General features: G+C 64.3%; 11 protein-coding genes and 1 pseudogene. 7 read left to right on the top strand and 5 right to left on the bottom strand.

The features are described from left to right. Positions 1 to 251 precede the first annotated feature (251 nt). Both msrA and ACYOEI_RS40680 read left to right on the top strand, forming a co-directional pair. Positions 252 to 1,082 carry a peptide-methionine (S)-S-oxide reductase MsrA gene (msrA, locus tag ACYOEI_RS40685; RefSeq protein ID WP_462856408.1) on the top strand — a complete coding sequence of 277 codons (831 nt, stop codon included), beginning with the start codon at positions 252 to 254 and terminating at the stop codon, positions 1,080 to 1,082. A 684-nt stretch (positions 1,083 to 1,766) separates the two neighbouring features. After that, positions 1,767 to 3,050, top strand: coding sequence for a hypothetical protein (locus tag ACYOEI_RS40680; protein WP_462856407.1), 1,284 nt, complete (start codon positions 1,767 to 1,769; stop codon positions 3,048 to 3,050). A 393-nt stretch (positions 3,051 to 3,443) separates the two neighbouring features. Here ACYOEI_RS40680 and ACYOEI_RS40675 read toward each other — a convergent pair. Next, positions 3,444 to 3,881: pseudogene (locus ACYOEI_RS40675) on the bottom strand (DUF1559 family PulG-like putative transporter); the annotation flags it as partial. Between the two features lie 374 nt (positions 3,882 to 4,255). Between ACYOEI_RS40675 and ACYOEI_RS40670 the strand changes: the two are divergent. Further along, entirely contained in the window at positions 4,256 to 5,785 is a 1,530-nt protein-coding gene (locus ACYOEI_RS40670; protein WP_462856406.1) for a hybrid sensor histidine kinase/response regulator, read from the top strand. Positions 5,786 to 5,876: 91 nt separating this feature from the next. On the opposite strand, the gene ACYOEI_RS40665 is transcribed toward ACYOEI_RS40670, so the two are convergent. From ACYOEI_RS40665 to ACYOEI_RS40650, 4 genes are all read right to left on the bottom strand, one after another. Next, positions 5,877 to 8,093, bottom strand: a complete 2,217-nt coding sequence (locus tag ACYOEI_RS40665; RefSeq protein ID WP_462856405.1) for a xanthine dehydrogenase family protein molybdopterin-binding subunit — start codon at positions 8,091 to 8,093, stop codon at positions 5,877 to 5,879. After that, positions 8,090 to 9,082, bottom strand: coding sequence for an FAD binding domain-containing protein (locus tag ACYOEI_RS40660; protein ID WP_462856404.1), 993 nt, complete (start codon positions 9,080 to 9,082; stop codon positions 8,090 to 8,092). Before ACYOEI_RS40660 ends, ACYOEI_RS40665 begins: the two co-directional genes overlap by 4 nt. Next, positions 9,079 to 9,591, bottom strand: coding sequence for a (2Fe-2S)-binding protein (locus ACYOEI_RS40655; RefSeq protein ID WP_462856403.1), 513 nt, complete (start codon positions 9,589 to 9,591; stop codon positions 9,079 to 9,081). Before ACYOEI_RS40655 ends, ACYOEI_RS40660 begins: the two co-directional genes overlap by 4 nt. Before the next feature lie 100 nt (positions 9,592 to 9,691). Then, positions 9,692 to 10,150 carry a putative quinol monooxygenase gene (locus ACYOEI_RS40650; protein WP_462856402.1) on the bottom strand — a complete coding sequence of 153 codons (459 nt, stop codon included), beginning with the start codon at positions 10,148 to 10,150 and terminating at the stop codon, positions 9,692 to 9,694. A 183-nt stretch (positions 10,151 to 10,333) separates the two neighbouring features. Here ACYOEI_RS40650 and ACYOEI_RS40645 point away from each other — a divergent pair, with 183 nt between their 5' ends. From ACYOEI_RS40645 to ACYOEI_RS40630, 4 genes are all read left to right on the top strand, one after another. Then, on the top strand, positions 10,334 to 11,212 hold the full coding sequence (locus ACYOEI_RS40645) for a LysR substrate-binding domain-containing protein (RefSeq protein ID WP_462856401.1): 879 nt from the start codon (positions 10,334 to 10,336) through the stop codon (positions 11,210 to 11,212). A 392-nt stretch (positions 11,213 to 11,604) separates the two neighbouring features. Further along, positions 11,605 to 12,018 carry a dihydrofolate reductase family protein gene (locus tag ACYOEI_RS40640; protein ID WP_462856400.1) on the top strand — a complete coding sequence of 138 codons (414 nt, stop codon included), beginning with the start codon at positions 11,605 to 11,607 and terminating at the stop codon, positions 12,016 to 12,018. Between the two features lie 15 nt (positions 12,019 to 12,033). Continuing rightward, complete coding sequence (locus ACYOEI_RS40635) at positions 12,034 to 12,468, top strand: VOC family protein (protein ID WP_462856399.1); 435 nt, start codon at positions 12,034 to 12,036, stop codon at positions 12,466 to 12,468. Positions 12,469 to 12,642: 174 nt separating this feature from the next. After that, positions 12,643 to 12,805 (top strand): transposase (locus tag ACYOEI_RS40630; RefSeq protein ID WP_462856409.1); only part of this gene is annotated, 163 nt, incomplete at its 3' end.

Raw genomic sequence — 12,805 nt, 5'->3', positions numbered from 1 at the left:
TCCGAGACCGGAACGCGTAAGGGAGTGACACAGAACACGGAGGCCAAACCGTCATCCATAGTTGGCCGAAGCTAGCCGACCGGTAACGGAAAAGCGAGAGCCGAGAACGGGTTTACCGAATGCTTACGACGCGTCGCGTATAACCATCGTGAAGCCAAAGCGTTACGATGGACACCTCTGGACCGACGGGATAGGCTTACTAGGAGAAGAGCGGCCGGGCCGGCCGCTCACCCCGTACGAGGAGCCTTGTGATGGCCTTTCTCTCCCTAGCAGCCACCCTCGCGATCGCCGCGACCCTTGGCGTCGCGGGCCAGTCGTCGGGCGGAGATGAGTCGAAGCCGTCGGATCCGCCCAAGGCGAAAGCCAAGGCCGAGACCGGCACCGAACCCGCGCCCGCTGCGGACGCGGACGCCGAAACGAAGCCCAACTCGGCCAAGCCCTCGGACGCGGAGATGCCGGCCGGATCGGACGACGACAAGGCCAAGTCCAAAGATCAGGACATGGACAAGGACACGGACAAGGACACGTCCGAGAAGGCGAAGACCAAGACCAAGGCCAAGTCCAAGCCGCAGAAGGCGACCTTCGGGGAGGGTTGCTTCTGGTCGACCGAAGCGGTCTTCGAGGCGGTCCCCGGCGTCAAGTCGGTGGTCTCGGGCTACTCCGGAGGCAGCGTCCCGCACCCGTCCTACGAGATGGTCTGCACCGGCGAGACCGGGCACGCGGAGGCCGTCCAGATCGAGTTCGACCCCGACGTCGTCTCCTACGAGACCCTCCTGAAGATCTTCTGGGCCTCCCACGACCCGACCACCCTGAACCGGCAGGGAGACGACTTCGGCCCCCAGTATCGCTCGGTCGTCTTCTTCCACAACGAGGCCCAGCGACGTGCCGCCCAGAAGTCGTACCAGAAGCTCACCGACACCGGCGCCATCGCGAGCCCGATCGTCACCCAGCTCGTCCCGGCGCAGTCCTTCTACCCCGCCGAACGCTACCACCAAAATTACTACCGCAACCACCGCAACGACGAATACAGCCAGTTCTACATCATCCCGAAGCTCAAGAAGCTGAAGACGATGCTCAAGTAAGCACGACAACCCTCTTCAAATCGAGCGTCGGAAGTGAATAACTCCAGCCTCACCATTCCCCCCCATGCGAGCCCCGAAACCTGCCCCCATCAACTCGGCGGGACGACGCCCAGGTTTTACACAAACCCTATACTTATCTTTATTTTTTTCGACCAAACAGATTTCATCAATCCGGGCAGCCATTGTCGAGGGTGACGAACGGAGGGGCATGGACGGAGAGCCTGGGATGAGCAGACCGAAACGGAAAGCTCGTCCGGTCGACAAACCCGGTTTGATGCTCCTGATAGCCGCATTCGAAGCGTTCACGAAGTCCGGAGAAAGTTCCGTTCTTTGCGACGCCTGCTGTACTCCGATCGACTTCGTCCCGTTGAGCGAGACCGTCTGGAAACACCATTGCTCGTGCGGAAAGTTCAACGGCAATCTCAAGGGTTTATGAGGACATGTCATCGACCGCTCCATTCCCGTGCGAGTCGGAGCGGATTACCGACGGCCCAGGGTGTAAACAGTGAGGCGATCACAGCCTTCGCTGTCTGGCCTCGGTAGCACTCGTCTAAACAGAGTTCCGGCGAGCAGTCATACGAGAGGGTTATCCCCGGATATGAATCGGGCGAATCACGTAGAGGGTCGACCATGATAGCCGGGGATCAGGAGGTAGAGGGGCCGAAAGAGAGGGCGAAGCGGGTCTTGTCCGAGATCGGGGGGTTGCTCTCGGCGTTCTTCAACTCGCCCCGGGCCCTGGGATGGGCGGCCATTGCGGTGGGGATCATCTTCCGGGTGGCGGAGTATGCCAATCATCGGTCACTCTGGAAAGACGAGGAGTTGCTCCTGTCCAACGTCTCCGGGCGGCCGATCTTCGAGTTCGACCGGCCGTTGCAGCACGACCAGCTCGCCCCCCCGGTGTTCATCATCCTCGCGCGGATCCTGACTCGGCTCTTCGGCGAGTCGTCGTATGTGCTGAGGGCCGTCCCCTTGGCCGCGGGGATCGCGATCCTGTTCGTGCTCGGGACGGTCGCCCGGCGATCGATCTCGGCGAAGGCGGTGCCGCTCGTCCTGGCCCTGGCGGCGGTCTCGGACGACCTCATCTACTTCGCCACCGAGTTCAAGCAGTACTCGACCGACGTCCTGATCGCACTCGGCTGCTGCCTGCTGGCCTGGGACCTCGAGGCCGAGGCCTTGACCTGGCGACGGTTCGCGAAGGCGGCAATCTTGGGAGTGGCGGCGACCTGGTCCTCCCACCCGTCGGCCTTCATGCTCGCCGGCGCCGGGCTCTGGCTCGCAGTCCGGGCCCTGGGCGACCGGGACTGGCCGCGCGTCGCGAGGCTCGCCGCGCTCGGGGCCATCTGGGGGGTTAGCTTCGCCCTCTGCTTCGTCCTCTCGAGCCGGATGCTCGGCTCGAGCCGGTTCATGTGGGAGTGGTGGGGATTCTCATTCCTCCCCCTGCCCCCTCGCTCGCTCGCCGACGTGGAGACGGTCTTCTGGCACTTCGCCAACACCTTCACCAGCCCCGCCGGGATCGTCACCCCGTTCAACCCGGTCGTCACCGCCCTCCTGTCGCTCGGCCTCTTCGTCCTGGGGGTCATCGGGCTCGCATACCGGAAGCGTTGGGAGGTCGTGGTCGTCCTGACCGCACCGATCGCCCTGGCGATGGTCGCCTCGTCCCTGCACCGCTACCCGTTCCACGGCCGGGTCATCCTCTTCCTGGTCCCTTCGCTCCTCCTCCTCGTCGCCGAAGGGGCCGACGTCATCGGCCGCCGCCTCGGGCGAGGCGCCATGATCCTCTTAGCCGCGATCCTGCTCGTCACCGCGACCGACGATGACTTCCTCAAGATCGACCGCTGCCGCTACCACGACTTCGACTCCCACGGCGACCACCGCAACGACATGCTCGACTACCGAGAGGCACGGCTCCCCCGGCCCCAGACGCAAAAGCCCAAGGCCTCGACCGGCCCAACGCCGAGCCCTCCATGAGGTAGGCATCCCATGGCCGATTCCTCCCGGAAGCCCATTATGAGAATCTGCAACTCTAATGGAATTTGATCTCTTCAAATTTTCCAAATCTTCTCGAGGATGAGTCGAAGCTGGAACGCCTTTGGCGAATCGCTCGAACATATTGGTTTCGGACTCACTGAAGTTCAATTGATTGTCGGTCAACGATCCGATACGGCCATCGCCGGTGAGGAAATTGACGACACCCGATTCCTGATTACGCCGGACCAGTCCGGTTTGGGCCTCTTTCACCGGCATGTCCTCGGGCGCCATCCAATGGATCCCGCTCCCATGGACGTCCACGACGACCGGCTTCGTCGGCATCGGGCCGTGGTCCGTCACCGTCAGACGTTCCGGGTTGTGGGCATCCTCGGTCGTGAGCGCGAGGAAGGAGGCCCAATCGCCGTGCCCGGGCCGATCATTCGGGCATTGAAAGAGGGGTGCAACCCGTTCGGACACCTCCTTTGCGAGCGCAGCGTTCTTCGGGCTGTTCCACGCCGCCGTGCGGTCGAATCGCTCATAGATGCCGTCGAGCCCGAGAGCGGGGAGCATGAGCACGCGCCAGCTATACAGAGGGGTCCCGTCCTTATCGCGCACGCAAATCGGGGGATATTCACCCGTGCTGTCCTGGTAGTTTCGAATCGCCAAGGAGAGTTGCGCGAGCCGCCCCTTGCATGAGGAATCCCGGGCCTCGACCCTCAGGCGCCTGACCTCTCGGTTCAGATAGAAGCAAGAGACGACGATGGCAAGCACGAGCCAGGGCGTTCGCCGTCGAATCAGGCGCTTCGCGAGTCGGTCAGGCTGAGTGCTCATCGCCGTGGACCCTGGGTTGGCAGGCGAATCTCCGGGTGCGTTCGCTCATTCGCACACACATTCACAACCAATGACTATTGACGATCTAGCCCACGTCTTTCCGGGATGACGAAATTGATCCCGCGACGCTGATCTCGAATCAGATATACGCCGTGAAGAAACGGTTTTCCGTGTTCAAGACATCCTTGTGCTGGGTCGCTTCCATGAATTGCCCCGACGAGGAGCGATTCTAGGCACGGCCAGCCTCTCAAGGGAAGACGTCGGCGGCCTGCATCTTACGGCGGTAGACCTGATTTCGCAGCAGATTCGGCCTCGGAATTGCTCTATTTGCCAGATGCCGTTCATGGGTCTGATTCTCACCACGCGCCCGACGAATGATGGACAAGCCAAACACCCCTGACGACTCGCAGCACGATCGGGCGGAGCTCTTTCGTTATATCGTCGAGAGCGCCGAAGATTACGCCATCTTCACGGCCCATGCCGACCGGCGGATTACGTCGTGGAACGTCGGCGCCGAGCGGTTGATGGGCTGGACGGAGGAGGAGATTCTCGGGCAGTCGGCGGACATCATCTTCACGCCCGAGGATCGCGAGGCCGGCGAGGTGGCGAAGGAGACGAGGAAGGCCCTCTCCGAAGGTCGGGCCACGAACCGGCGCTGGCACATGCGGAAGGACGGGAGCCGGTTCTGGGGCGACGGCCTCATGTGCTTGCTCAAGGACGACGACGGGAACGGCCGGGGGTTCGTCAAGATTTTCCGGGATCGGACCGCCGAACTCCGGGCCGAGGAGGCCCGCCGCGAGGACGACCGCCGCAAGGACGAGTTCCTCGCGATGCTCGCGCACGAGCTGCGCAACCCCCTCTCGGCCATCGGCCACGCCTCCCAGCTCTCGCTCCGGCCCGAGGCCGACGCCAAGTCGGTCGAGTGGTCCAGGGACGTGATCTCGCGGCAGGTCCAGAACCTCTCCCGGATGATCGACGACCTCCTCGACATCTCCCGGATCAATCGGGGCAAGATCCAGCTCAAGAAGGAGCCGCTGCACGTCGGGCCGGTCGTCATGCGGGCCGCCGAGGCGGTCTCCTCGCTCATCCACGAGAAGGGCCACGAGCTGAACGTCTCGACCGCGACGGGGCCGATGCGCGTGATCGCCGACCCCACGAGGCTCGAGCAGGTCGTCGCGAACCTCCTGATGAACGCGGCGAAGTACACCGACCCCGGCGGGAAGATCGCCGTCTCGGCCTTTCTCGAGGGGGACGAGGTCGTCATCACGGTCAAGGACAACGGCATCGGCCTCGCCCCCGAGATGCTCGCCGAGGTCTTCGAGATGTTCTCACAGGTCGACCGGTCGCTCGACCGCGCCCGAGGAGGCCTGGGGATCGGGCTCTCCGTGGTCAAGAAGCTCGTCGAGATGCACGGCGGCCGCGTGTCGGCGACGAGCGACGGCCTGAACCGTGGGAGCGAGTTCACCGTCCGAGTCCCCGGCGCGAAGGGGAACAAGCCCGTCGAGACCGTGAAGACCTCGCACACCCTGGAGGCCGTCACGTCGAAGCGGATCCTCGTCGTCGACGACAACGTGGACTCCGCCATCGGCCTGGCGAAGCTCCTTCGCTTCGCGGGCCATCAGCTCGAGATCACCCACGACGGCCACGCCGCCCTCGAGCTGGCGGAGACGTTCCGCCCCGAGGTCCTCCTCCTCGACATCGGCCTGCCGGGCCTCAACGGCTACGAAGTCACCGCGCTGCTCCGCCCACGCGACGGGTTCCGCGAGAGCATCTTCATCGCCATCTCCGGCTACGGCCAGGAGCACGACCGCGAACGCTCCCGCGCCTCCGGCTTCGACCACCACCTCGCCAAGCCCGTCGACTTCGAACGACTCCTCGAGTTGATCGACGCGTCTCGCCAGTGAACGGCGAAGGGCCGAGTCGTCCATCAACCCTCGATTTATTCAATGTCTGATTTGATCATTGGCCCTTCCGCCACCAGCGGCGAGCCCCGCATCACAAGAGCTTGTCGAGGGTAATCGGCAACTCTCTGATCCGCTTGCCGGTCGCGTGGAAGACGGCGTTTGCGATCGCGGCCGCAACGCCGACGACTCCGATTTCGCCCAGGCCCTTCGCGCCAAGGGGGTTGACCAATTCGTCTCGCTCGTCGACGAAGATCACCTCGATGTCGACGACGTCGGCGTTGACCGGGACGTGGTAGTCCGCGAGGTTGTGCGTGATGAATCGGCCGAACCGGTGGTCGAGGACGCTCTCCTCGTGCAACGCCGAACTAATACCCCAGACGATACCGCCCATGACCTGGCTCCGGGCCGTCTTGGGGTTGATGACCCGGCCTCCGGCGATCGCCGTCACGACCCGCGCGACGCGCACCGTGCCGAAGTCCTCGTCGACCTCCACCTCGGCGAAGATCGCCGAGTGGGTGTGACGCGAGTAGCCGTCGCTCTCGGGGCTGACGGACGCCTCCTCCGCGATGACATCGACCCCGCCGGCCCGCATCACCTCGGCAACGGAGACCGATCGCGAGGGGTCTTCCCGTAGTCGGATCTGCCCGTCCGCGAACTCCACCTGGTCGAACGACGCCCCGGCGAGCGGCGAGCCCTCGACCTTCCGTGCGAGCCCGAGGAGGGTCTTCCCGACCGCTTTACACACCGCCTTGATCGCGGAGCCGACGGACGCGACCGTCCATGAGCCACCTACGACGGGTGACAGGGGCAGCGACGAATCGCCGAGCTTGAACGTCACATCCTGCAGGGGGAGCCCGAGCATCTCGCCGGCGATCTGGGACATCACGGTATACGTGCCGGTGCCGATGTCCGCGGTCGCGCTGGAGACCGTGAGCTCGCCGTCGACCGTCAGCCTGGCCGACGCCGAAGCCTTCTGCTGCAGCGCCTCCCAGGCCCCGCTCGCCATGCCCCAGCCGATCAACGTCGAGCCCCGGCGCATCGAGCGCGGGGCCGGGTCGCGTTTCCGCCAGCCGAACCGCTCGGACGCCTGGCGGTAGCACTCCTTGAGCTCCTTGCTCGTGAACGGCTTTCCGTCGTTCTGATCCTCCTCGGCGTAGTTCTTCAGCCGCAACTCGACGGGGTCGATTCCGAGCCCGACGGAGAGCTCGTCCATCGCGGATTCGATGGCGAAGACGCCCCATACCGCCCCGGGGGCCCGCATGTCGCACGGGGTGGGCAGGTCGAGCTGGACGACCTTGTGCTCGAACCGGGCGTTGTCGCACCGGTAGAGGAGGCCCGACCAGTTGACCACTTCCTCGCTGTAGTCCTCGTACCGCGAGGTCTCGGCCGTCGCCTCGTGGATGACCGCCTGCAGCGTCCCGTCGGGGGACGCCCCGAGGGCCACGCGCTGCCGGGTCGTCGGACGGTGCCCGAAGCTGAACATCTGCTGGCGAGTCAGCACCACCCGGACGGACCGCTTCAACATGCGTGCGGCAAGCGCCGCCAGGAAGACCTGGTATTGGGGCCGAAGGCCGGCGCCGAAGGCACCCCCCACGTAGGCGGTGACGACGCGGATCTCGTCGGGCTTGAAGCCCAGGGCATTGCAGAGGTAGTCGCGTACGTTCTGCACGCCCTGGGTCTTGTCGTAAATGGTGAAGGTCCCGTCCTCATCTCGCACCACTGTCGTAGCGAAGGTCTCCATTGGGTTGTGATGCTCGACGGGCACCATAGACTCGGCGTCGACCTGCACCGGGGCCCTGGAAAATGCCCTGTCGGCGTGGCCGCGAGGCTTCGGCGGCGGCTTGATGCCCTCCCGCTCCTTCGGCTTGTACGCGGCCTCCAGATTCGACTCCAGCGCCGTAACATGCGCGCGGCTCTCGTATTCGATCCGCACGAGCGTCGAGGCGAATCGGGCCAACTCCGGGGAGTCTGCCACGACCAGTGCCACCGGCTGGGCGCTGAAATGGACCTCCGCGTCATAGAGAGGGCGGAACGGGGAGCCGGGCGGCGCGATCTGGTCGCGGTAGCTCGAGTCGAACCACGCAAGACTCGGCCTGTTCTCGTGTGAGATGACCTGGATCACCCCGGGCAGTTTCAACGCCTCGCTCGCGTCGATGGACGTGATCTTTCCCCGGGCGATGGGGCTTGAGACCACCCAGCCGTAAGCGAGGCCCGGGGTCGTGTACTCGGCGGCGTATTTCGCCCCGCCCGTCACCTTGGCGCGGCCATCGACGCGGCTGATCGGCTTCCCGATGTGGGCGGTGCTCATCGAGCGGGTTCCTTGGCGGCCTCAGAAAGGGCGCGAACGACCGTGCGTCGCGCCAGCTCGATCTTGAAGGCGTTGTGCTCGAATCCGCTCGCGTCGCGGAGGATGGCCTGCGCCGCCTTCGCGAAATTATCCCTCGTCGGCTCCGAGCCCCGGAGAACGGCCTCGGCGCCGGGATCGCGCCAGGGCTTGTGGGCCACCCCCCCCAGGGCGATGCGGGCCTCGGCAATCTTGCCGCCATCCATCCGGAGCGCGGCGGCGACCGAGACGAGGGCGAAGGCGTACGAGGCGCGGTCGCGGATCTTCAAGTAGGCAAAATGCTCCGGAAAGCCCTCGGCGGGCAGGAGCACGCCGGTGATGAGCTCGCCGACACCTAGCGTTGTGTCGATGTGGGGGCTGTCGCCGGGCAGGCGGTGGAACTCGGCAATCGGGATGGATCGCTCGCCTCCGGGGCCCGTCACCCTCACGACGGCCTCCAGGGCCGCCAGGGCGACGCACATATCGGATGGATGCGTGGCGATGCAGGAATCGCTGTGCCCGAGGATCGCGTGATAGCGGTTGTACCCCTCGACGGCCGAGCAGCCGCCCCCCGGCTCGCGCTTGTTGCACGGCGTGGCGGAGTCGTAGAAGTACGGGCAACGGGTCCGCTGCATCAGGTTGCCGCCCGTCGTCGCCATGTTGCGCAGCTGGGCCGACGCTCCCGCGAGGATGGCCCTGGACAGCAGCGGATGGGATCGCTCCACCTCTTCGTTGTAGGCGACGTCCGTGTTCGTCACGAGCGCCCCGATCTCGAGCCCGCAGTCGGGGCCACGCCGGATTTCCCTCAGGGCGAGGCGGTTGATGTCGATCAGCCTCGCCGGCCGCTCGACGTTCTCCTTCATGAGGTCGAGCAGGTTGGTGCCGCCGGCGATGAACTTGGTTCCGGAGCCCGCGGCGATATCCCCGACGGCGGTCGCCACGTCGTCGGCACGGCTGTAGGTAAAGGGGTTCATACCACTCCCTCCGCCGCCATCGCCTGTTGGATTGCGGCGACGATGTTCGGGTAGGCCCCGCAACGGCAGATATTGCCGCTCATGAGTTCGCGGATCTCGTCGGACGTCTTCGCCCGCCCTTCCCGGATGAGGCCCGCCGCCGAACAGATCTGGCCCGGCGTGCAGTAGCCGCACTGGAAGGCGTCGTGCTCGACGAACGCCTCCTGCAGGGCATGAAGGGCATCTCCCTCAGCGAGCCCTTCGATCGTCGTGACCTCCGAGCCATCCCGCATTACGGCCAGGGTCAGGCAGGAATTGATCCGGCGACCGTCGACCAGCACCGTGCAGGCGCCGCACTGGCCGTGGTCGCAGCCCTTCTTCGTCCCCGTAAGTCCAAGATGTTCACGAAGGGCATCGAGCAGGGTCGTCCAGGGGGCGACATGCATCTGCCGGCGAACGCCGTTAATCGTCAGGGCGATCGAGGTCTCGGCGGGCAAGGACGTCGCCATGCCCGGCGCAAGGTCGTTCATCGTTTCGGTCCTTCGTCATGGGCTACGCCTGCGGGTCAGAGCTTTCAATCCAGTATAAGCGGGAAAGGATGGGAGAATGGAAGCTTCGGCCTGAGCCTTGTCAGGCAGGCTTGACCGGCTGGCCCAGGATGACGCCGAACTTGCCGTGAAGGACGTCGAGCCGGTGAAGCTGCGCCGGGTAGGCCAGCAATTCATGGAGGAGCTCGGGCCGGGTGAAGAAATTCTGGCCGCCCGGGCCATTGTCGTGGTCGTGCCTGGCCGGGGCATCAGGGAAGGCTTCGAAGATGCCGAACGTCGTCTTCGAGTAGCGCAGGGCGAACCAGGGCCCGGTCCCCGGCTCCTTGTCGATCCCGTCGTGGATGTCCTGTAGGAAGGACATGAGCTGCTCCTCCTTGCCCGGCTTGGCCTCCATGTGGATGTAGTAGGCCTTCGGTCCGGGTGTGTCGTCGAGGCCGATGACGACGAAGCCCGGGTGGGACGGGTCGTCCTGCGACCAGTCCGGGCTGGGGTTGGGGAACGGAGGCAGGTTCACTCCATCCCCGGGATAGCTGTCGCTCATGGGCTTCCTTTCGATAGTCGGGCAGGACCGGCCCCCACTGATGAGGGCCAGCCGTCCACGTTGGGAGCTGTAATTTCTGAGCCGATCTCGGCCGCCGACTTATTATTAGCAGGCGGCATTCGGCGGAGTCCAATAGCCAAAAGCGATTTTCAGATCGCGCCAGTCGATCGAGGAGTTTGACCCTTGGAGCTACGCCAAATCCGCTACTTCTTGGCCGTCGCCGAGGCGAGGCATTTCACCAAGGCGGCTCAGACGCTGGGCATCTCGCAATCAACTCTCTCGGCGCAGGTCAAAGAGTTGGAGCGCGACCTCGGAACGCCGCTATTTGATCGGACTGGGCGTGCAGTTCGCCTTTCCGAGGCGGGTAAGGCGTTCCTGGAACATGCGGCCCGCGCGGTCCGCGACGCCGAGGCTGGGCGCGACGCGGTAAGGGCGGTGCTCGCCGCCGACATCGGCCACCTTCGTGTCGGCGTCACCAACGCCTTCAGCACGCGGCTTGTACCCGAGATCGTCGCCCACTTCGCCCGGCGACATCCGGGCGTCAGCCTCTTGGTCTCCAACACGAGCGGACCTGCCATACGCAGTGGCGTCGCATCGGGCCGCTTCGACCTTGGCATCTCCTACGCGTTGTCGGACTCGAAGGAGATCGAGACGGAGCCCTGGCTCGATGACGAACTCGTGGTCGTTTGCCCCTCGGGCCATAAGCTTGCCGGTCGAGGCCCTATCCGCTTCGCCGAACTCCACGGCGAGCCCGTGATCCTGCCCGACATCGATTGTTCGAGCCGCCTCCGTCTCGATGAAGTCCTCGACGAACGGGAGGTCAGCCCAAGAATCATGATCGAGATCAACGACATTCACACGATCCTTGAGTCTGTCCGGCTGGGGCCGTATTCCACCATCGTTCCGCGTCAGGCCATGATCCCTACGGAGGGGATTGAGGTGATCCCGATCATCGAGCCGAACATTGCCATGCCCATCGTCATCGTATGGCCGAGGGGCATCCCTCGGACTTCGGCGATGATGGCGTTCCGGACTTCTGTCTTCCAGATCGAACCGTTGTAGGTCCTGTCCGAGTGGTAGCCCAGCCTGGATCAGACTTCAACCGTTCCCGCTCGCTTTGTCAGTTTGGATAGTGCTCACCTGGAATTTTTGCTGTACAGACGTCAATATTCCGCCGATAACTGGTTCCAATCCCCAGATCGTGCCCGCGTACACTCGCATGGAGGTTCTCGAATGCCCAAAGTCGTCGTCCGTAACTTTGGCTGTCCCCTGGACGGTTTCGGAGCCAGCCTCGGGCAAGGCCAGTCCGAACCGTTCGGCAAGGACGCCATCCAGATCATGAACGGGTTCTTCCCCACCCGCACCTTCAAGTCCATGGTCGGTAGCGATGGGGAACGACGGGGCTGGAAGACAGCTACGCGTCCAAGTCCTTCGACGGGGTGGGCACCTCCATCATGGGCCGCAACATGTTCACCCCCCTTCGCGGCCGCCGGGAAAACGAGGACTGGAAGGGCTGGTGGGGCGATAACCCTCCCTTCAAGCACCCGGTCTTCGTGCTGACGTACCATCCCCGGGCCACCCTGGAGTTCGATAACGGCACCTCCTTCCACTTCGTGGACGGCTCGCCGGATCAGGTCCGGGAGCAAGCTCAGGCTGCGGCCGGTGGCAAGGACGTGACGATCAATAGCGGCACCGCCACGGTCCGAGCCTTCTGGAAAGCCCGACTCCTCGACGAGCTGCACCCGGTCATGGCGCCGGTCTTCGTGGGGGAAGGCGAGCGGCTCCTGGGCGGGGTGGAGGGCTACGAAGTCGCGTGCTTCGAGGCTTCCGAGGCGGCTGTGCATTACCGGATCATCAAAAAGAACTGATCGAGGAGGAAAGTCATGTCAGTTAAACGCATGGATAACGTCCTCATCGTTGTCGACGATCTCGAAGCCGCCAAGGCGTTTTTCATCGAACTGGGCCTCGAGCTCGAGGGCCAGACGACGGTCGGTGGGCCTGCAGTCGGGAGCCTGATCGGGCTGGGGGATGTCCGATCCACCATCGCGATGCTGCGGACCCCCGATGGTCAGGGCATCGAGCTCGACAAATTCCATACTCCGGACGCGGTCAGGTTCGGCCCGGTGGATGCGCCGGTGAACACGATGGGCTATCGTCGCGTCATGTTCAACGTCGACGGCATCGACGACCTCGTCGACCGGATGCGAACCCACGGGGCTGAGATTATCGGCGAGATGACGTATGGCGAGTCATACCGGCTGGCCTACATCCGCGGTCCCGAGGGTATCATCGTCGGGCTTGCCGAGCAGCTCGGCTGAATCGTCAGCGACCCTGGCGGCGACCGTCGCTCGGGACGCCAGTGGGAGGCGGAGATTTTCAACCCTTCGGATGTGCTTCGGGCGTTTTAGAGACTATCCGGTAATCCGAAAGGTTCGTAACCTATTTCTGTAGAAGGAGTCAGGCCGATCGACGTCCGTCCGAGGATTATTCCCATGCGTAAGTCCTATCCCTCCGATCTCAGCGACGAACAGTGGGCTATCCTCGAGCCTCTCATCCCCATCAACTCGACCGGCCGGCCCCGCAAGGTCCCCATGCGCGAGGTCCTCAACGCCATCTTCTACCTCAACCGGTCCGGTTGCCAGTGGGACATGCTCC

This window comes from Singulisphaera rosea (assembly GCF_054877945.1).
Note: the sequence above shows the minus strand (reverse complement) of the source record. Positions and strands in the feature narration are given on the sequence as shown.

Excerpts from the sequence above, each read along its gene's own strand:
- msrA (WP_462856408.1), top strand. The coding sequence starts at position 252 with ATGGCCTTTCTCTCCCTAGCAGCCACCCTCGCGATCGCCGCGACCCTT.
- ACYOEI_RS40670 (WP_462856406.1), top strand. The coding sequence starts at position 4,256 with ATGATGGACAAGCCAAACACCCCTGACGACTCGCAGCACGATCGGGCG.
- ACYOEI_RS40665 (WP_462856405.1), bottom strand. The coding sequence starts at position 8,093 with ATGAGCACCGCCCACATCGGGAAGCCGATCAGCCGCGTCGATGGCCGC.
- ACYOEI_RS40660 (WP_462856404.1), bottom strand. The coding sequence starts at position 9,082 with ATGAACCCCTTTACCTACAGCCGTGCCGACGACGTGGCGACCGCCGTC.
- ACYOEI_RS40655 (WP_462856403.1), bottom strand. The coding sequence starts at position 9,591 with ATGAACGACCTTGCGCCGGGCATGGCGACGTCCTTGCCCGCCGAGACC.
- ACYOEI_RS40650 (WP_462856402.1), bottom strand. The coding sequence starts at position 10,150 with ATGAGCGACAGCTATCCCGGGGATGGAGTGAACCTGCCTCCGTTCCCC.
- ACYOEI_RS40640 (WP_462856400.1), top strand. The coding sequence starts at position 11,605 with ATGGGCCGCAACATGTTCACCCCCCTTCGCGGCCGCCGGGAAAACGAG.
- ACYOEI_RS40635 (WP_462856399.1), top strand. The coding sequence starts at position 12,034 with ATGTCAGTTAAACGCATGGATAACGTCCTCATCGTTGTCGACGATCTC.